A 19112-nucleotide genomic window follows, 5' to 3' on the forward strand; every position below is an offset into this window, starting at 1 on the left:
TCCTCATTCTCGCTGGTCAGAGGCACTTTTCGTTTGCCTGATCACCCGTCGGACACCGGCCTTCATGAAAGCCCGAGGCTAACTCCCCTATTACTGGCCCTTGCGCGAGACCGCACTTCGCGACCCCGGGTCAGACCCCACCCGCCGACAGGAACGCGGTAGGTGTGCGCCGTAGCGCGTCGACCGCGGCTGAATGTATCCGCCCAACTGCCCTCTGCAACAGGTCAATCCGACGAGAATTCTGGGCAGGCTCGAACGCCCGGATCGGTCAACTCCCGCGATTCCAGGGCAAGTCGGGCCGGACATAGCGTGCGCTTCGGCGGCAAATCGCTCGAACACACGGGCCGCATCTTGTCGCGTTCTCATATGCACGGGGCATGGGCGGCGACCGGGGCTTCCCCCACTCTACCCCTTTCAACCATGCAGAATTGCCCCCTCCGCTTGTGAGCGGAGGGGGCAACTTGGGTAAACGCGGGGCGCGTTGGAGGCGTGCGTACGCGCCCCCTCAGCGGCCGAGGAGCGATCAGCCGCCGGCGACGGCCGGGATGATCGAGACGCCTGCGCCGTCCGGGGTGGCCGTCTCCAGGCCGCTCTCGAAGCGGACGTCGTCGTCGTTCACGTACACGTTCACGAAGCGGCGCAGCTTGCCCTGGTCGTCCAGGACGCGGGCGGCGATGCCCGTGTGGTTCTTCTCCAGGTCGGCGATGACCTCGGCGAGGGTCGCACCCTCGGCGGCCACCTCGGCCTCGCCTCCCGTGTACGTACGCAGGATGGTGGGAATGCGGACCTTGACGCTCATGGTGTTCAGCCTTTCCAGTACGGGAGGGATTCAGCGGGCCAGGCCGGCGTCGCGGAACGCGTCCAGGCTCGGGCGGATGGTCGCGGAGGGGCCGGTGGTCGGGGCCACCGCGTCCAGCGTCTTGAGGCCGTCGCCGGTGTTGAGGACGACGGTGGTGAGGGTGGGGTCGAGCAGACCGGCCTCGATGAGCTTCTTGGTGACGCCGACGGTCACACCGCCCGCGGTCTCCGCGAAGATGCCCTCCGTACGCGCGAGGAGCTTGATCGCGTCGACGACCTGCTCGTCGTTGACGTCCTCGACCGCGCCGCCGGTGCGGCGGGCGATGTCCAGGACGTACGGGCCGTCCGCCGGGTTGCCGATGGCGAGGGACTTGGCGATGGTGTTCGGCTTCTGCGGGCGGACCACGTCGTGACCGGCCTTGAAGGCGGTCGACACCGGGGAGCAGCCCTCGGCCTGGGCGCCGAAGATCTTGTACGGCTTGTCCTCGACGAGCCCGAGCTTGATCAGCTCCTGGAGGCCCTTGTCGATCTTCGTGAGCTGCGAGCCCGAGGCGATCGGGATGACGATCTGGTCCGGGAGCTGCCAGCCGAGCTGCTCGCAGATTTCGTACGCGAGGGTCTTGGAGCCCTCGCCGTAGTACGGGCGCAGGTTGACGTTGACGAAGCCCCAGCCCTCGCCGAGCGGGTCGCCGATGAGCTCGGAGCAGAAGCGGTTCACGTCGTCGTAGTTGCCCTCGATGCCGACCAGCTCGCCCCCGTACACAGCGGCCATGACGACCTTGCCCTGCTCCAGGTCGTGCGGGATGAACACGCAGGAGCGGAAGCCGGCGCGGGCCGCGGCGGCGCCGACGGCACCCGCGAGGTTGCCGGTGGAGGAGCAGGAGAGGGTGGTGAAGCCGAAGGCGCGGGCGGCCTCGACGGCGATCGCGACGACGCGGTCCTTGAAGGAGTGCGTCGGGTTGCCGGAGTCGTCCTTGACGAACAGACCGCCGGTGACACCGAGTTCACGGGCCAGATTGTCCGCCTTGACCAGCTTCGTGAAGCCGGGGTTCAGGCTGGGCTTCTCGGCGACGTCGGCGGGGACGGGGAGGAGCGGGGCGTAGCGCCAGATGTTGTCGGGACCGGCCTCGATGCGCTTCTTCAGCTCTTCGGGGCTGTCGGTCGGCAGGTCGTACGCGACTTCGAGCGGTCCGAAACAGAGCTGGCAGGCGAAGATCGGACCGAGTTCGAAGCGCTCTCCGCACTCGCGGCAGGAGAGGGCGGCGGCGGGGCCGAGGTCAACGGTCTTCGGAGTGGCTTCGGTGGTCTGCACAGCCATGATGGCGAGGTCCTTTCCTCATCTTCCCCGCGACGACTTTCGTCACGAGACGGAATTGGCACCTTCCTGACCTGACCTCGCGGTCGGCCGGGGGGTTGCCGGGACTTCAACGGGCCGTTTCCCTCTGTCCCTCTGGATGAGCGCTATGACTCCGACGCCGCACAGGCGGCCCGGGTGTTTGTGTACGCAACGACCCCGACATGCACAGGTCGTCCGCGTTGTTCAAGACTGTAACCGAACCCCCGGACGGGTGTGCCAGACGTCCGGACCGCGAGATGGATCACAAAAGCGACCACATGGGCAGGAGTGACGGGCGTGCTGGAAGAGGTGGAGCGCTGGCTGCGGGCGCGGTCCTGGTCGGCCGCCGACCGCCCGCTGGAGCAGCTCCTCACCGCGAAGGCGGCCCGGTCCCAGACGGTCTCCGTCGTCCTGCCCGCCCTGAACGAGGAGGCGACGGTCGGCGAGATCGTCGCCACCATCCGCCGGGACCTGATGAGCGCCGCCGTCCCCCTGGTGGACGAACTGGTCGTGATCGACTCCGGCTCCACCGACCAGACCGCGAAGGCGGCGGCCGAGGCGGGCGCGCGGGTGGTGCACCGGGACGAGATCCTGCCGCGCATCGCGCCCCTGCCCGGCAAGGGCGAGGTGCTGTGGCGCTCACTCCTGGTCACCACGGGTGACGTCGTCTGCTTCGTGGACGCGGACCTGAAGGACTTCGACGCGTCGTTCGTCAGCGGGATCGTCGGCCCGCTGCTCACCGACCCGTCCCTGCAGTTCGTGAAGGCCACCTACGACCGTCCGCTCGACGGGGCGGCCGGCCAGGGCGGCCGGGTCACCGAGCTGATGGCCCGCCCCCTGCTCAACCTCCACTGGCCCCAACTGGCCGGTTTCGTCCAGCCGTTGGGCGGCGAGTACGCGGCCCGCCGCTCCCTCCTGGAACGCCTCCCCTTCCCCGTCGGGTACGGAGTCGAACTGGGCCTGCTCATCGACGCCCTGCACACGGTCGGCCTGGACGCACTCGCCCAGGTGGACGTGGGCGTACGCATCCACCGCCACCAGGACGGCCAGGCGCTGGGCCGGATGGCCGCGGCCATCTACCGCACGGCCCAACTCCGTCTCTCCCGGGGCCACTTGATACGCCCCGCACTCACCCAGTTCGAGCGGATCGGCGCGGACTTCGTCCCCCGTACACACCCTGTGGACACGGAGGAGCGGCCGCCGATGCGGGAAGTCGCGGAGTACGCGGCCCGCCATGCGGCGTAACCGGGGCGGGGGCAGCGCGTCGCACCCCGCACCGTAACTCTCCGTAGCTAGCTTTCGCGGTATGCGACTGAACCGTCCCCGGAGCACCCTGGCCGTGCTCCTCGCCGCCGCGGCCCTGACCACCGCCGCGGCTCCGGTCCCGCGTCCCCGTGCCGAGGTCGTCGAGCCCTTCGCCCAGCGGTACGACAAGGCCCTCTACGGCGACTTCCGCACCCTGGGCAACACGGTCCTCGGCTGCCCCACCGACCCCGCCGACGAGGCCGAGGACTGCGCCGACATCACCTCCGCCGAACGCCCCGGCGCCAACAACACTGTCCGCACCCGCCGCTTGAACACCACCGGCACCGACCCGGCCTTCGGCTCCAGCACCGGGCGGACGGTGCTCCCGCCGGGCGCGAAGGTGGCGTACGCGCGCCTCTTCTGGGGCGGCACCACCGGCGAGAACCTCGACTTCCGGGGCACCCTGAAGCCCGGCTGCGACGACCACCCCGGCGCGGAACAGGTGGGCCTCTCCCCCGGTGCGCCGCTGGACGCGGTACCGCGGATCCGGGCGGGCGGCACGGGCGCCTTCGTTCCCGTACGGCCGGAATTCAGGGCGACGGACCCGCAGACGGCGAAGGGCGCGCACTTCTACACGGCCGACGCGGACGTGACGAGCGTCTTCGCGGGGCTGACCGGCGACGGGAAGCCGCTGCCGGTGGCGGTGGACGGGATCTGGGCGGCGGAGGGCCTGGGCTGCGCGGCCGGCTGGTCGCTGACGATCGTCCACTCCTACGACCGCCCGCACCCGGAGCACGCGCCGAACCTGCGCCATGTGCACGTGTACGGGGGCCACGTCCTCCAGGGCGCGACCGCCCCCGACACCACCGTCTCCGTGTCCGGCTTCCGCAGGCTGGGCGGGGCGAAGGCGCGGGCGAGCGTGACCGCGTACGAGGGCGACCGGAGCTTCGTCGGGGACCGCTTCCTGGTCGGCGGCAAGGAGATCGCCGAGACCAGCACGGGCACCACCGACAACTTCTTCATCAGCCGCGCGGACGGCGCCCTCGACCCGGCGTACGTCAACAACCTCTCCCTCGACGCCAAGGAGTTCGACCTGCCGGAGGGGGCGATCGCACCCGGTGCGACCGCCACCGAGCTGACCTTCCGCACGGCGGGCGACGCGTACGTGCCCTCCGCGCTGGCCCTGTCCGTGCCCGTACCGGACCTGGAGGTGACCAAGACGGCGTCGCGCAAGACCGTGCATCCGGGCGAGAAGGTGACGTACACGATCCGGGCGAAGAACGGCACCGCCTTCGACCACCCGGACGCGGACTTCACCGACGACCTGACGGACACCCTGGACGACGCGGTCTACCTCGGCGACGCGCGGGCGACGCACGGCACGGTGACGTACGAGGCGCCGAAGCTGCGCTTCAGGGGAGACGTTCCGGCGGGGGCGACGGCGCAGATCACGTACTCCGTACGCATCAAGGACCCCGTCGCCGGCGACCGGAGGATGCGCAACGGCGTCGAGGTCGACGAGCCGGGCACGAACTGTCCGCCGGGCAGCAAGGACCCGGCGTGCGTGGTGACGCCGACGGTGGGGCCGGTCAAGCCGACCGGCAGACCGACGGGTCACGGCCGGAAGCCGGGCGGCTCCTGGTGGCACGGCGGCGGGACCAAGCCGGGCGGCCGGCCGCACCCGGGGCCGATGCCGTCCGCGCAGACCACGGGCACGCGCGAACTGGCCCGCACCGGTCCCGACGACCGGGCGCTGTGGGTGGCGGCCGGGGGCGCGCTGGCGCTGGCCGGGCTCGGAGTGCTGGCTTCCGTGTCGGTCCGGAGCCGCCGCAGGCCGTGACGCGGCGCGTCGTGCGGCCGTACTCGATCGCCGGGTGCGGCCGTACGCACGTTTGAGGGGAATCCGTACCGGCTAGGTTTCGGCACATGACTTCCGAGTACGACGCCGCAGCGCAGCAGAAGGCCCAGATCCTCGTCGCCTCCAACCGGGGGCCGGTCACGTACGCCCTCGGTGACGACGGGGAGCTGACCGCGAAGCGCGGCGGCGGCGGGCTGGTCTCGGGGCTGTCCGCGATCGGCCCGGACGCGGACGCGCTGTGGGTGTGTGCGGCGCTCGGCGACGGCGACCGGGAGGCGGTGCGGCGCGGGGTCGGCGAGCCGGGCGTACGGATGCTGGACATCGACGCGGACACCCACTCCGACGCCTACAACGGCATCGCGAACTCCGTGCTGTGGTTCGTGCACCACCTGCTCTACCAGACGCCGCTGGAGCCCGTCTTCGACGCGGAGTTCCGGCGCCAGTGGGCGGCGTACGAGACGTACAACCGGGCCTTCGCGCAGGCTCTCGCGGAGGCGGCGGCGCCGGGGGCGGCGGTACTGGTCCAGGACTACCACCTGTGCCTGGTCCCCGGAATGCTCCGCGAGCTCCGCCCCGACCTGCGCATCGGCCACTTCTCGCACACGCCGTGGGCGCCGGTGGACTACTTCCGCCTCCTCCCCGACGACATCGCCGAGCAGCTCCTGCGCGGCATCCTCGGCGCGGACCGGGCGGCCTTCCTCACCCGGCGCTGGGCGGACGCGTTCACACAGTGCGCGCTGAGCGTGCTGGGCGAGGAGGCGCTCGACGGCAAGCGGATCGGGGTGCACGGTCTGGGCGCGGACGCGGACTTCCTGCGGGAGCGGGCGCACCGGGACGACGTGGAGGAGCGGCTCGCGGCGCTGCGGGAGCAGGTCGGCGGCCCGGACCGGCGCACGATCGTACGCGTCGACCGCACGGAGCTGTCCAAGAACATCGTGCGGGGACTGCTGGCGTACGGGCACCTGCTGGAGACCCGGCCCGAGTGGCGCGAGCGGGTGGTCCACATCGCCTTCGCCTACCCCTCGCGGCAGGACCTGGCGGTGTACCGGGACTACACGGAGGCGGTGCAACGGGTCGCCGACGACATCAACTCCCGTTACGGGACGCCCGACTGGACCCCGGTCGTCCTCCACGTGAAGGACGACTTCGCCCGCTCCCTCGCCGCGTACCGCCTCGCCGACGTCGCGCTCGTGAACCCCGTCCGGGACGGCATGAACCTGGTCGCCAAGGAGATCCCGGTCGTCTCCGACGAGGGCTGCGCACTCGTCCTGTCGCGGGAGGCGGGGGCGTACGAGGAACTGGGCGAGGACGCGGTCGTGGTCAACCCGTACGACGTCGTCGGCACGGCGGAGGCCCTGCACGAGGCGCTGACGATGGATGCCGGGGAGCGGGGCGAGCGGACGAAGCGGCTCGCGGCGGCGGCGACGGCGCTGCCGCCGGCGCAGTGGTTCCTGGAGCAGCTGGAGGCGCTGCGCTAGCCGGCCGAACGACCGAAGGCCCGGGATCCCTGTGCGGAATCCCGGGCCTTCGGTCTATCTAGTAGCGGGGACAGGATTTGAACCTGCGACCTCTGGGTTATGAGCCCAGCGAGCTACCGAGCTGCTCCACCCCGCGTCGGTGAACACGACAGTACGGGGTTTCTGCGGCGGTGGGAAATCGATTATTCGGCGAGGCGCTGCGCGAGGCGGGCCAGGAAGGCGGTCACCTCGGCCGGTCCGGGCAGCAACACGTCGGCCTGCTCGGCGAGTTCGGGGATGGCGGTGCCGCTGCACAGCAGCAGTCCGGGGATGCCGTCGGAGCGGAGTTTCTCCACGGCCGCGTAGGCGGGGAGATCACCGAGGTCGTCGCCGGCGTACACGACGCACCGCGCTCCGACTTCCCGTACGTACGCCTCCAGGGCCACGCCCTTGTCCACCCCCGGCGGCCTCAACTCCAGCACCAGACGCCCGGGTTCGAGGATCAGCCCGTGCTGGGCGGCGAGCTCGGCCAGGGGCGCGCGGAGGGCTTCGAAGGCGGCCTCGGGGTCGGTGGCGCGGCGGGTGTGGACCGCGACGGCCTGGCCCTTCTCCTCCACCCAGGTCCCGCGCCAGGCGCCGTGCGCGTCCAGCACTCCGGGCAGCTCGGCGCGGGCGGCGGCGATGCCGGGGTGGGGGGAGGGGGCGTGGACGGTGCCGGTGAGGGCGTCCCAGCGTTCGGCGCCGTAGTGCCCGAGGACGACGAGGTGCTCCAGCCCCGCCACCCCGGCGAAGCCGCCGTACCGCACGGCGACACCGGCCGGACGCCCGGTGACGATCGCGACGGACGCCACGTGCGGGGCGAGGGCGGCGAGGGCGGGGACGGCGCCGGGGTGGGCGCGGGCCTGTTCGGGGTCCGGGACGATGTCGGCGAGGGTGCCGTCGAAGTCGAGCGCGACGAGGGCGCGGGCGGGGTCGCCCAGCAGGGCGGCGAGGGCCTCGCGGCCGGCGGGGGTGGACGGTTCCGGAAGAGTGTCCATGCGGGGAGCCTACCGAGCGGACCCGGGACCCGAACGTGCGGTTCCGGCCTTGGGGCCCCCTCTAGGGGCGCGGGGAACTGCGCGAGCAACCACGACGCACCCGCACGGAACCGTTCCCCTTGCCCCGCGGGTTCAGGTGAAGGGGCGGGGCTGGGGACTCCATGCCCCGGCGGGCCGGGGCCGAACGCACCCGGTGCCGGGAGGCGGCCCTACCGCCGGCCCCGGCGGTCGTCGCGGATGCGGCGGAGGCGCTTGACCGTGGCAGGGTCGTGCTCCCACGCGCGGGCGTCGTCCAGGAGGGCGTTCAGGAGCTGGTAGTACCGGGTGGGGGAAATGCCGAGCTGTTCGCGGATCGCCCGCTCCTTGGCCCCCGGCCCCGGCCACCCCCGCTTCTCGACCCCGAGCACGGCGAGCTCCCGCGCGGACAGCGGCGCACCCGCACCGGGGGCCCCGCCGGCAGGCGGCTCGGCGGCCGGGGCCGCGCCGGCCGGGGGCTCGGCGGGGGCGCCCCCGGGCTCGTACGACTCATGCGGGTCGGAAGCGGACATGGGTCCAGCCTAGGCCGACGGCCTACCGCTGTGCCGCGTTGTCCAGCGCAGCGGCCTCGCGGGAGAGGACACCCAGGATGCCCCCGGGCGTGTTCGACGGCTCGACGGCCTTGCCGATCTGCTGCTTGATGTTGCCGCTGACCGTCGCCCAGGAGGTCTTGGAGACGGGGTAGGACTCCGAGTTCGGCAGCGCCTCCAGGAACTTGTGCAGCTTCTGGTGCTTGTTGTCGCGGGCCATCTTCTCGGACGCGGTGAGCGTGACCGGCAGCAGGTCGAACTCGTCGGCGAAGGCCAGGACGTTCTCGTCGCTGTAGACGAAGTCCAGGAACTTGCCCATCTCCTTGCGGTGGCCGTTCTGCTTGAAGCCCATCATCCAGTCGGCGACGCCCATCGAGGGGCGGGCATTGCCCTTGGGCGTGGGCATCGGCGCCATCTCGTACTTGACGCCGTTCTTCTGGGCCTGCTGCATCAGCGACGGGTGGCCGTTGAGCATGCCGACCTGGCCCTTGGCGAAGGCCTCGAAGGCGGCCTTGCGGTTGAGCTTGCCGGGGGCGACGGGGCCGGTCAGGCCGGGCTCGACGAGTTGCTCCTTCAGGAACCGGAACGCCTTGATGTTGTCGGCCGAGTTGATGGTGTACGTGCCGATTTCGTCCACGTAGCCGGAGCCGCCCGCGAGCATCCAGTTCAGGGTCTCCGCCTGGGCCTCCTCGGGACCCAGCGGCAGTGCGAACGGGGTGGGCACGTCCGCCTTCTTGAGCTTCTTCGCGTCGGCGGCCAGCTGCTCCCAGGTCTCCGGGGCGTCGGTGATGCCGGCCTTCTGGAAGAGGGTCTTGTTGTAGAAGAGCTGGCGGGTGCTGCCGATGAAGGGCAGGCCGTACTGGATGCGGTCGACCCGGCCGTCCTGGGAGAGGGAGTCCAGGAAGTTGGCCTGGGTGGGGATGGAGAGCATGTCGTTGGCGGAGTAGAGCTTGCCGTCGGCGGCGTAGTCGGCGTACGCGCCGATCTGGGCCAGGTCCGGGGCCTCGTTCGCCTTGACCATCTCGGCGACCTTCCGGTCGACGTCGTCCCAGGAGTAGATCGTGACGTCGACCTTGATACCGGGGTTCTTCGCCTCGAACTTCTTCGACAGGCCCTCCCAGTACTTCTTGGTGCCGTCGCCGCCGTCGAGGTTGTAGTCGGCGGCCACCAGCTTGAGGGTGACGTCACCGCCGGCGGCACCGACGCTTCCGCAGCCGGAGACCGATATCGCCGTCGCAAGTGCGGCGACTGCCGCGGTCAGACCCAAGTAGCGCCGCTGCACAGCCCGTTCCACCCTCTATTGCCCGTTATGCCGCTTGTTGACATTGATGTGTACGTTGATGTCCACGTGCCCTTGTGAGGCCCCACGTGTCCCACCTACGCCCTTATCCACATGAGTTGTGATTTTGGCCCATGCGCGAGCGCGAGGTCTACACCACTTGGGTATCTCTTCCGCAACACCTTCCGCAAATCGCGTACGGCCTGCTAAGCAGGGCGGCAGCAAGGTCATCCCAGGTTCGCCCGCGTTCGAGGAGTCGTCGCGCATGTCCCGCACCGCAGTTGAGATAGCCACCCAGCCGACCTGTTGGCGGCGTGCCGCCGAGTACGCGGCGGACTTCGAGGGGCTTCCCCTGCCTGGTGAGCGCGTTGCGGTCACCGGCTGCGGCACGTCGTGGTTCATGGCCATGGCGTACGCGGCGCTGCGCGAGGCGTCCGGCCAGGGCGAGACCGACGCCTTCGCCTCGTCCGAATTCCCGGTCGGCCGCGCCTACGACCGTGTGGTGGCAATCACGCGCTCCGGTACGACGAGCGAGGTGCTGGCCCTCCTCGGCGAGGTCCGCGGCACGGTCCCCACGCTCGCCCTCACCGGCGACCCGACCACCCCGATCATGTCCGCGGCGGACACCGTCGCCGTCCTGGACTGGGCGGACGAGGAGTCCGTCGTCCAGACCCGCTTCGCGACGACCGCACTGGCCTTCCTGCGGGCGGGACTTGAGCGCACGGGCAAGCTGGCGGACGGCGTCAAGACGGTGGCCGAGGCCGCCGTCGACGCCGAGCTCGCGGTGACGGAACCCCTCCCGGAGGCCGTCACCTCCGCCGAGCAGTGGACCTTCCTGGGGCGGGGCTGGACGTACGGGCTCGCCCAGGAGGCGGGGCTGAAGATGCGGGAGGCGGCCGGCGCCTGGACCGAGTCCTACCCGGCGATGGAGTACCGCCACGGGCCGATCTCCATCACCGGTCCGAACCGGGTGGCGTGGATGTTCGGCACCCTGCCCGACGGGCTGGCCGCGGACGTCGCGCGGGTCGGCGGCACCGTCGTCGCGCACGCCTCCGCCGACCCCATGGCGGACCTGATCCGCGCGCAGCGGCTCGCGGTGGTCCTGGCCGAGTCCAAGGGCTACGACCCGGACCACCCCCGGAACCTCTCCCGCAGCGTGATCCTGGGCTGACGGGTCCCGCCCCTTCAGGGGCGCGGGGGCGTGCTTGCATGTGCGGCTGCCCCCGCACGGGCGCCCCTTCAGGGGCGCCCAGCACCCGGCACGGGAGCGCAAAGCCCCGCCCGAAGCGGCAGACCCCCCGAAGCCCCCGGCACGGGAGCGCGACCGGTCCTGCAAGGCCCAGGGCGAAGGGCCCGAGAGCGTACGGGCACCAGAGGTGAACGCTCAGTGGACTAGACCTCTCCGAGCAGACGCGCGACACTGACCCACGTGAAACACGTCATCGCCCTCGATGTAGGCGGCACCGGCATGAAAGCCGCCCTGGTCGCCCCCAACGGCACCCTCCTCCACGAGGCCCGCCGCCCCACCGGCCGGGACCGCGGCCCGGACGCCGTCGTCGAGTCGATCCTCGCCTTCGCCGAAGACCTCCGCGCCCACGGCGTGACCCACTTCGGCGAGAGCGCCTCCGCCGCAGGCGTGATCGTCCCCGGCATCGTCGACGCCGAGAACGGCATCGCCCTGTACGCGGCGAACCTCGGCTGGTCCGACGTACCCATGCGCACCCTCCTCAGCGAGCGCCTCGGCGGCATCCCCATCGCGCTCGGCCACGACGTCCGCACCGGCGGCCTCGCCGAGGGCCGCATCGGCGCGGGCCAGGGCGCCGACCGGTTCCTGTTCGTACCGCTCGGCACCGGCATCGCGGGCGCCATCGGCATCAACGGCACCATCGAGCCGGGCGCGCACGCATCCGCCGGCGAGATCGGCCACATCGTCGTGCGCCCCGGCGGCGTCGACTGCGGCTGCGGTCAGCGCGGCTGCCTGGAGCGGTACGCCTCCGCCTCCGCCGTCTCCCTCGCCTGGGCCGCCGCGACCGGCGACCCGGACGCCGACGCCGCCGACTGCGCGAAGGCCGTCGAGGCGAAGGACCCGAAGGCACTCGCCGTCTGGCAGGACGCCGTCGACGCCCTCGCCGACGGTCTGGTCACCGCGCTGACCCTTCTCGACCCGCGCACGATCATCGTCGGCGGCGGGCTCGCGGAGGCCGGGGAGACCCTGTTCGGCCCCCTGCGCGAGGCGGTCGAGAAGCGCGTCACCTTCCAGAAGCTGCCGACGATCGTCCCGGCGGCCCTGGGCGACACGGCCGGATGTCTGGGCGCGGGCCTCCTCGCCTGGGACCTCCTGGCGACGTACAACGACAAGACCCCCCAGAACACCCCGCAGAACACCCCTCACACCCCCCACACCACCCACGCCATGCACACCGACGTCATGGCCCCCACGGAGGTATCCGACTGATGACCAGCAGCAAGGGCAGCCAGGTCCAGGTCCTGTCCGGCGCCAAGGTGGTGCTCCCCACCGGCACCGTCGACGGCGGCCGGGTCATCGTCGACGGCACGAAGATCGCGGGAGCGCTCCCCGACTCCGCGGCCACCGCCCCCGCGCGCGACCTGTCCGGCCACTGGATCGTCCCCGGCTTCGTGGACATGCACGTCCACGGCGGCGGCGGCGCGTCCTTCACCTCCGGCACCCCGGAGGAGGTCCTCACGGCGGTCGAGACGCACCGTCGGCACGGTACGACCACGATGGTCGCCTCCACCGTCACCGACGACATGGACGTCCTGGCCGGCCGCGCCGCGCTGCTCGCCGAGATCGTGCAGCAGGGCGACCTGGCGGGCATCCACTTCGAGGGCCCGTTCATCTCCCCCTGCCGCAAGGGCGCGCACAGCGAGGCTCTGCTGCGCGACCCCGACCCGGCGGACGTCCGCAAGCTGATGGACGCCGCGCACGGCACGGCCAAGATGTTCACGCTCGCGACCGAGCTGCCGGGCGGCCTGGACTCCGTACGCATGCTGGCGGACAGCGGTGTGATCGCCGCGATCGGGCACACGGACGCGACGTACGAGCAGACCGTGGCCGCCATCGACGCGGGCGCCACCGTCGCCACCCACCTCTACAACGCGATGCCCGCGATCGGCCACCGCACGCCGGGTCCGATCGTCGCGCTGCTCGAGGACGAGCGGGTCACGATCGAGCTGATCAACGACGGCACGCACCTGCACCCGGGTGCCTTCCAGCTCGCGTACCACCACGCGGGCGCGGACCGCGTCGCGCTGATCACGGACGCGATGGACGCGGCGGGCTTCGGGGACGGGCGGTACGAACTCGGGCCGCTCGCCGTCGAGGTCAAGGACGGGGTGGCGCGTCTGGTCGAGGGCGGTTCCATCGCGGGCTCGACGCTCACCCTCGACACCGCCTTCCGTCGCTCGGTGACGATCGACGGTCTTTCGGTCGACGACGCGGTGCGCTCGCTGTCCGCCAACCCGGCGCGGCTGCTGGGCGTGGACGACCGGGTCGGCTCGCTCGACCCGGGCAAGGACGCGGACCTCGTCGTGCTCGACGCGGACTTCGCGGTGGTCGGCGTGATGCGCAAGGGCGAGTGGGTAGTTGAGCCCCAATAGTTCCCAAGTGGGGTGATTTCCCCATGAATTGATTTGAAGTGGCTGGCCCGGAACCCTGGGCCAGCCACTTTTCTTTTGGCATGATCCCCCTGGAAAGCACGCCAGAAAGCGCTTTCTACGCTCTTGAGCTCTTGGGGGGATGCGGATCATGGCCAGGATCCTCACCGTCACGCTGAACACCGCACTCGACCTCACCCACCACGTCCCCCGACTCGTCCCGCACACCTCGCACCGCGTCACGCGCGTCACCGAACGCCCCGGCGGCAAGGGCCTGAACGTCGCCCGGGTGCTCGCCGCCCTCGGCCACGACACGGTCGTCACCGGCTTCGCGGGCGGGCCCACGGGGGAGGTCCTGCGCGCACTCCTCGCCGCCGAGCGGCCGGTCGACGCGCTCGTGCCCATCGCGGGCAACACGCGCCGCACGCTCGCCGTCGTCGACGAATCGACCGGTGACACGACCCAGTTGAACGAACCCGGGCCGACCGTCTCCCCCGCCGAGTGGGAGTCCTTCCTCCTCTCGTACGAGTCCCTGCTGGCCGGCGCGTCGGCGGTCGCCCTGTGCGGGAGCCTGCCGCCGGGCATCCACGTGGGCGCGTACGCCGACCTGGTGCGGCTGGCCAGGGGCGCCGGGGTGCCCGTCCTCCTGGACACCAGCGGCGAACCCCTCCTGCGGGGCATCGCCGCCCGCCCCGACCTGGTCAAGCCCAACGCCGACGAGCTCTTCCAGCTCACCGGGTCGCGGGACGCGTGGAAGGCCTCTGCGGAAGCCCGCCGCAAGGGGGCGCGGGCGGTGGTCGCCTCCCTCGGCCCGGACGGCATCCTCGCCACCACGGACGAGGGCGTCTGGCAGGCCGCCCCGCCCACCTTGATCCGGGGCAACCCCACCGGAGCCGGTGACTCCGCCGTGGCGGGCCTCCTCTCCGGGCTGGTCTCCGGCCTCCCCTGGCCCTCCCGCCTCGCCCAGGCGGTCGCCCTCTCGGCGGCGACGGTGGCGGCGCCGGCGGCGGGCGAATTCTCCCCTTCGGTGTACGAGTCCCTCCTCCCGGAGGTCAAGGTCACGGAACACGGCGGCACGGCACCGGAGTAGGCCGCAGTACGGCACGACCGCCCGGCGCGCCGCCGACGCCGCGCCGCGCATCCAGCACGTCGAGCAACAGACAGGTACAGGGCCTCGGGCCCGGGGATTGGAAGCACATGCCCCTCGTCACCACCGGTGAGCTCATCGCCGGCGCCAGCACCGAGGGCCGCGCCCTCGCCGCCTTCAACGTCATCACCCTGGAGCACGCCGAAGCGATAGCCACCGGCGCGGAGGAGGCCGGGGCCGCAGCCGTGCTCCAGGTCTCCGAGAACGCCGTGAAGTTCCACGGCGGCAATGTGCTGGCGATTGCCGCCGCAGCCGCCGCCGTCGCACGGGCGTCGTCCGCGCCGCTCTCCCTCCACCTCGACCACGTCGTCTCCGTGGAGCTGCTGCACTCCGCTCACGAGGCCGGCTTCAGCTCGGCGATGTTCGACGCGTCGAAGATGACGTACGACGAGAACGTGAAGGCGACCGCGGAGGCCGTCCGTTGGGGGCACCAGCGCGGCATCTGGATCGAGGCCGAGCTCGGCAAGGTCGGGGGGAAGGAAGGGGAGGCCCCACTCGACGCGCACACCCCCGGTGTAAGGACCGACCCCCAGGAGGCCGCCACTTACGTCGCGGACACCGGCGTCGACGCCCTCGCCGTCGCGGTCGGCTCCTCGCACGCCATGACCGAGCGCACCGCCTCCCTCGACCACGAGCTGATCGCCCAGCTCCGTGACGCCGTCCCCGTTCCGCTCGTCCTGCACGGCTCCTCCGGCGTCCCGGACGAGGAAATCCGCCGCGCGGCCGCCGCCGGCATGGTCAAGATCAACGTCGGTACGGCGCTCAACACCGCCTTCTCGGGCGCCGTACGCGCGTACCTGGACGCCCACCCCGGCACCGTCGACCCTCGCAAGTACATCGCCCCGGGGCGGGACGCGATGGCGGCGACCGTCGCGCACTTCCTGCGGACGGTCGGGTAGCGCGTACGTACGCGAGAGGGCCCCTGCCGGAACGGAAAGTTCCGGCAGGGGCCCTCTCGCTTAGGCGGTCAAGGACCCGCTAGCTGCTGGGCTTTGCCCAGCCCGGGTGCAGCGACACCGCCGCGAGGTTGGCCTCGCAGCCGGAGGCGCACGAGATCACCAAGGTGTTGTCGCCCTCCTTGAGCATCACGAAGGAGTAGGTGTTCTGCCAGCCCTTCTCCCAGTCCCCCTCGGGCGAACGGCCGTAGTTCTTCATGTTCACGCCGGTGTTGTGCGGCTTGCCGTTGACCGAGAGGTCGGCCTTGGCGTCCTTGCCCGGGATGCCGTAGTTGGCGGACAGCGTGTACTTGCCCGCCTTGGGCACCTTCACGTTCCAGGTCGCCGACGCGCCCGGCGTGCTCAGCGGGACGTAGGTCCCGGTCTCCGAACTCGCGCCCGGCACCGTGTTCGTCGAGCTCAGCCCCGTCGACAACTGCAACATCGCCGCATCCGACTTCGGCAGCTCCGCCGGCGGCTTCTCGTCCTGGGTCGGTTCCGTCGTCGGGGACGGCTTCTGCTCCTGGCCGGAGGTCGTACCGCCCTTGTCGGACGCCTGATCCTTCTTGTCGTCGTCGCCGCCCAGCAGCGCCACGCCGATGCCGATCACCACCGCCGCGACCACCGCGATCGCGCCGATCAGCAGGCCCTTCGTGTTGGGGCCGCGCCCGCGACCGCCGCCGCCGCGCTGGTCGCCCTGGTACGGGGGCGGACCGGACGGGGACCCGCCCTGCTGCGTCTCGGGGGCCGCGTAGTGCGCGTTGGGCTGCCCGTACGGCTGCTGGCCCTGCTGCGGGAAGGCCTGCGTCGACTGCTGGCCGCCCTGCTGACCCTGCTGCCCGTACTGGCGCTCGCCGACCGGCCGGACCTGGTTGTACGAGGTCCTGGGCACCCCGCGCTGCGAGCTCGGTCCCGGGTAGCCGTAGCCGCCGCCCGAGCTCGGCGGCTGAGCGCCCGCCGCACGTCCGTCCTCGTAGAGGTAGCCGAACGGATCGTCGTCCTCGGTCGTGCCCGTGCCGTTGTTCCCGGCCGTCATCCCAGCGTCACTCCTCACCATGTTCCCGCCAGCGTCGCCGACCGGGCGAGCCTACCTGGTGCGGGCGAACGGCCTCCGGGACGTTGACCACAGCATGCGTCCGGGCAGGAGCGGGAAGGTACGCGCGCGGGACTACCCCGCCCGGCGGTGGACCTTCGACCGCGACCGCTTCTCGATGTACATGCGCTGGTCGGCGGACTGGAGGACCTCCTCCACCGTCATCCCGCACTCCGCCCACCCGATGCCGAAGCTGGCACCCACGCGGACCGCCCTCCCGTCCACGCGGATCGGCGGGATGATCGCGTTGCGCAGGCGGACCGCGAGGTCGGCGGCGTCCGCGCTGCCGAGGCCGTCCGCGAGGACGACGAATTCGTCGCCGCCGAGGCGGGCGACGGTGTCGCCGTCCCGGACACAAGTGGTCAGACGGCGGGCGACTTCGATCAGAACCGCGTCACCGGCCTGGTGGCCGAAACGGTCATTGATGGACTTGAAGCCGTCCAGGTCGCAGAAGAGGACGGCCAGACCCTTCGTGCCGTCGTCGGGGTGGCCGGGAACACCCTCCCCCACGCCCTCCTGGGGCGCGACCGTGTGCACGTGGTGGTCGTAGAAGGCGGGGTCGCCCTCGCCCATCGGATCGCCGTAGAAGCCGTCGTCGTACGCCGTGGTGCCGTCGTCGTACGTCAGCCCTTGGTCGTAGGCGTTGTCGTACGCGGCGTCCAGGGCCTCGACCGCCGTTGCGCGTACGGCGTGCGGCCGGCGGCACAGGCGGGCGGAGAGGCGGGCTCTCAGCTCCGCGCTGTTGGGCAGGCCGGTGAGGGAGTCGTGGGACGCGCGGTGCGCGAGGTGCAGCTCGTGGCGCTTGCGTTCCTCGATGTCCTCGACGTGGGTGAGCAGGAAGCGGGGGCCGTCGGCGGTGTCGGCGACGACGGAGTTGCGCAGGTTGACCCAGACGAAGGTGCCGTCGCGGCGCTGGAGGCGCAGTTCGGCGCGGCCGCCCTCCGCGGACGTACGGAGCAGCGTGCCGACGTCCTCGTGGTGGACGAGGTCCGCGAAGGAGTAGCGGCGCATGGCGGAGGCGGGGCGGCCCAGAAGACGGCAGAGGGCGTCGTTGGTGCGCAGCAGGCGGCCGTGCTGGTCGCCGCCCATCTCGGCGATGGCCATGCCGCTGGGTGCGTACTCGAAGGCCTGGCGGAAGGATTCCTCACTGGCGCGCAGGGCCTGCTGCTCGCGTTCCAGGCGGACCAGGGCGCGCTGCATGTTGGAGCGCAGCCGGGCGTTGATGATGGCGATGGCGGCCTGGGAGGCGTACATGGTGAGGGCTTCCTGGCCCCAGGCGCCGGGGCGGCGTCCGCCGCGCGGGCGGTCGACGGAGATCACGCCGATCAGCTCGCCGTCGCCGCCCGAGGCGTACATCGGCGCGTACAGGCGGTCGCTCGGGTGCCACTCGTCGGCGAAGCGGGGGTCGGGGCCCTCGGTGTGCCACTGCGGGACGTCGTCCTCGGTGAGCACCCAGCCCTCGTGGTGCGGGATGAAGTGGAGGGCGCCCCAACGCTCCCCCATCGACAGCCGCCGCTCCCACGAGCCGCGCGAGCCGACGCGCCCGGTGATCAGGGCCTCCGCCGCCGTGTTCCCGGCGAACGCGGCCACCACCAGGTCGCCGTCGGGGCGTACGAGGTTCACACACGCCAGTTCGTACCCGAGACCGGTGACGATGCCGTCGGCGACGGCCTGCACGGTGTCCGACAGACTGCGTGCGGTGTTGAGGTCAGCGACCACCTGGTGCAGTTGCCGCAGGGTCGCAAGACGGACGTACGGCTCCGACTCGGCCTCCATGACCCGCTCCCCGAGACCTCGACAGCAACGACAGCAACTCCAGGCTTCTCATCGTCCGATTGCCACCGCCACTGAATCACAGCGCGCTGCCCTCTCGGTACACAGGGTCAACAATTAGTTCGCTCTGTGACTCAAGTCACAAGCGATGACCGGAAGTTGATGTTTCGGGCGTGGGAGCGCTCCCGCGCTGCTGAGGGCACCCGTGTGGCCGAAAACGGGCGGCGAACGGAGGACGGCCGGGCCCGGTGGAGGGCCGGTGGAGGGCCTGTCGCGAGGGGGGACCTAGGTCCTGTCTGGTCCCTATGCCCGATGTGCCGGGGGCATGGTGCCGCCTAGCGTTGATCATGTGTTGCAGACGACTGAAGCCACCCCGCAAAGCCCCCTCCCTTCGCCCCGCCCCGCGTCGATCCCCCATCCTGAAGGGGTGAGCGATGACGAGTTCCGTGCCGCGATGTCCCGCCTGACGGCGGGCGTGACGCTGGTGACGGCCCATGACGCGGACGGCGGTCCCTACGGCGAGGACGTCGGGATGACCGCGACGGCGTTCATGTCGGTGTCGCTGGAGCCGCCGCTGGTGATGGTCAGTCTGCGCAACGGCTCCCGGATGGACGACCTCCTCGCGGAACAGCCCCTGTGGGCGGTCTCGCTGCTCTCCGAGAGCCAGCGGCACATCGCGGGCCGGTTCGCGATGAAGGGCCGACTGAGTGACCGTCTGCTCTTCGAGGACATCCCGTGGAGGCGCGGCGAGGTGTCGGGGGCTCCGCTGGTGGGCGGCTCGCTGGCGGTCGTGGAGTGCCGTACGGAACAGCGGGTGGAGGCGGGCGACCACACGCTGGTCATCGGCCGGGTGCTCGCGGTGGACCTGCCGAGTGCGGACGGCGGGCCGCTGACGTACTTCCGGGGCAGGTACCGGCAGCTCTCGTAAAGCCGCCCGCCGTCCGTCGTCCGTCCCCGTCGTCCGTCCCCGCCG

General features: G+C 71.5%; 16 protein-coding genes, 1 tRNA gene and 1 riboswitch. Of the genes, 9 read left to right on the forward strand and 8 right to left on the reverse strand.

Going from position 1 to position 19112, the window contains the following annotated elements; translation table 11 throughout:
- Nucleotides 1-523: 523 nt before the first annotated feature.
- Together IE269_RS08035 and thrC are read right to left on the reverse strand one after the other, a co-directional pair.
- Nucleotides 524-799, reverse strand: a complete 276-nt coding sequence (locus IE269_RS08035) for a MoaD/ThiS family protein (protein WP_189822116.1) — start codon at nucleotides 797-799, stop codon at nucleotides 524-526.
- Nucleotides 800-829: 30 nt separating this feature from the next.
- Nucleotides 830-2116, reverse strand: coding sequence for a threonine synthase (gene thrC / locus IE269_RS08040; RefSeq protein WP_189822117.1), 1287 nt, complete (start codon nucleotides 2114-2116; stop codon nucleotides 830-832).
- A 15-nt stretch (nucleotides 2117-2131) separates the two neighbouring features.
- A riboswitch (SAM riboswitch) is annotated at nucleotides 2132-2259 on the reverse strand.
- A 172-nt stretch (nucleotides 2260-2431) separates the two neighbouring features.
- On the opposite strand from thrC, the gene IE269_RS08045 reads away from it, so the two are divergent.
- The 3 genes from IE269_RS08045 (at nucleotide 2432) to IE269_RS08055 (ending at nucleotide 6715) form a co-directional block, all read left to right on the forward strand.
- Nucleotides 2432-3379 carry a glucosyl-3-phosphoglycerate synthase gene (locus tag IE269_RS08045; protein ID WP_189822118.1) on the forward strand — a complete coding sequence of 316 codons (948 nt, stop codon included), beginning with the start codon at nucleotides 2432-2434 and terminating at the stop codon, nucleotides 3377-3379.
- A gap of 61 nt (nucleotides 3380-3440) precedes the next feature.
- Complete coding sequence (locus tag IE269_RS08050) at nucleotides 3441-5219, forward strand: DUF7927 domain-containing protein (protein WP_189822119.1); 1779 nt, start codon at nucleotides 3441-3443, stop codon at nucleotides 5217-5219.
- An 86-nt stretch (nucleotides 5220-5305) separates the two neighbouring features.
- The gene (locus IE269_RS08055; RefSeq protein ID WP_189822120.1) at nucleotides 5306-6715 is read left to right on the forward strand and encodes an alpha,alpha-trehalose-phosphate synthase (UDP-forming); all 1410 of its coding nucleotides are present in this window, start codon (nucleotides 5306-5308) and stop codon (nucleotides 6713-6715) included.
- 62 nt (nucleotides 6716-6777) lie between these two features.
- Here the strand turns inward: IE269_RS08055 and IE269_RS08060 are convergent.
- From IE269_RS08060 to IE269_RS08075, 4 genes are all read right to left on the reverse strand, one after another.
- Nucleotides 6778-6851 (reverse strand) — tRNA-Met (locus IE269_RS08060).
- Nucleotides 6852-6897: 46 nt separating this feature from the next.
- Nucleotides 6898-7731: a trehalose-phosphatase gene (otsB, locus tag IE269_RS08065; RefSeq protein WP_189822121.1), complete on the reverse strand. Its 834-nt coding sequence runs from the start codon at nucleotides 7729-7731 to the stop codon at nucleotides 6898-6900.
- A gap of 209 nt (nucleotides 7732-7940) precedes the next feature.
- Entirely contained in the window at nucleotides 7941-8279 is a 339-nt protein-coding gene (locus tag IE269_RS43725) for a DUF3263 domain-containing protein (RefSeq protein WP_189822122.1), read from the reverse strand.
- A 22-nt stretch (nucleotides 8280-8301) separates the two neighbouring features.
- Entirely contained in the window at nucleotides 8302-9579 is a 1278-nt protein-coding gene (locus IE269_RS08075) for an extracellular solute-binding protein (RefSeq protein ID WP_229897478.1), read from the reverse strand.
- A gap of 262 nt (nucleotides 9580-9841) precedes the next feature.
- Between IE269_RS08075 and IE269_RS08080 the strand changes: the two genes are divergently transcribed.
- The 5 genes from IE269_RS08080 to IE269_RS08100 all read left to right on the forward strand — a co-directional run bounded on the left by IE269_RS08080 (nucleotide 9842) and on the right by IE269_RS08100 (nucleotide 15237).
- On the forward strand, nucleotides 9842-10747 hold the full coding sequence (locus IE269_RS08080) for an SIS domain-containing protein (RefSeq protein ID WP_189822124.1): 906 nt from the start codon (nucleotides 9842-9844) through the stop codon (nucleotides 10745-10747).
- Between the two features lie 258 nt (nucleotides 10748-11005).
- Nucleotides 11006-12031, forward strand: a complete 1026-nt coding sequence (locus tag IE269_RS08085; RefSeq protein WP_189822125.1) for an ROK family protein — start codon at nucleotides 11006-11008, stop codon at nucleotides 12029-12031.
- Nucleotides 12031-13194, forward strand: a complete 1164-nt coding sequence (gene nagA, locus IE269_RS08090; protein WP_189822126.1) for an N-acetylglucosamine-6-phosphate deacetylase — start codon at nucleotides 12031-12033, stop codon at nucleotides 13192-13194. The genes IE269_RS08085 and nagA overlap by 1 nt, the downstream gene beginning before the upstream one ends.
- Before the next feature lie 148 nt (nucleotides 13195-13342).
- The gene (locus tag IE269_RS08095; RefSeq protein WP_189822127.1) at nucleotides 13343-14281 is read left to right on the forward strand and encodes a 1-phosphofructokinase family hexose kinase; all 939 of its coding nucleotides are present in this window, start codon (nucleotides 13343-13345) and stop codon (nucleotides 14279-14281) included.
- 107 nt (nucleotides 14282-14388) lie between these two features.
- Entirely contained in the window at nucleotides 14389-15237 is an 849-nt protein-coding gene (locus IE269_RS08100) for a class II fructose-bisphosphate aldolase (protein ID WP_189822128.1), read from the forward strand.
- A 79-nt stretch (nucleotides 15238-15316) separates the two neighbouring features.
- On the opposite strand, the gene IE269_RS08105 is transcribed toward IE269_RS08100, so the two are convergent.
- The gene (locus tag IE269_RS08105; RefSeq protein WP_189822129.1) at nucleotides 15317-16309 is read right to left on the reverse strand and encodes a carbohydrate-binding protein; all 993 of its coding nucleotides are present in this window, start codon (nucleotides 16307-16309) and stop codon (nucleotides 15317-15319) included.
- Nucleotides 16310-16441: 132 nt separating this feature from the next.
- Nucleotides 16442-18142 carry a diguanylate cyclase CdgB gene (cdgB, locus tag IE269_RS08110; RefSeq protein ID WP_189822130.1) on the reverse strand — a complete coding sequence of 567 codons (1701 nt, stop codon included), beginning with the start codon at nucleotides 18140-18142 and terminating at the stop codon, nucleotides 16442-16444.
- Nucleotides 18143-18464: 322 nt separating this feature from the next.
- Between cdgB and IE269_RS08115 the strand changes: the two genes are divergently transcribed.
- Nucleotides 18465-19067, forward strand: a complete 603-nt coding sequence (locus IE269_RS08115) for a flavin reductase family protein (protein WP_189822131.1) — start codon at nucleotides 18465-18467, stop codon at nucleotides 19065-19067.
- Nucleotides 19068-19112: the final 45 nt, after the last annotated feature.

Origin of the sequence: Streptomyces spiroverticillatus, from assembly GCA_014650415.1 — a bacterium.
Taxonomy (GTDB): domain Bacteria; phylum Actinomycetota; class Actinomycetes; order Streptomycetales; family Streptomycetaceae; genus Streptomyces; species Streptomyces spiroverticillatus.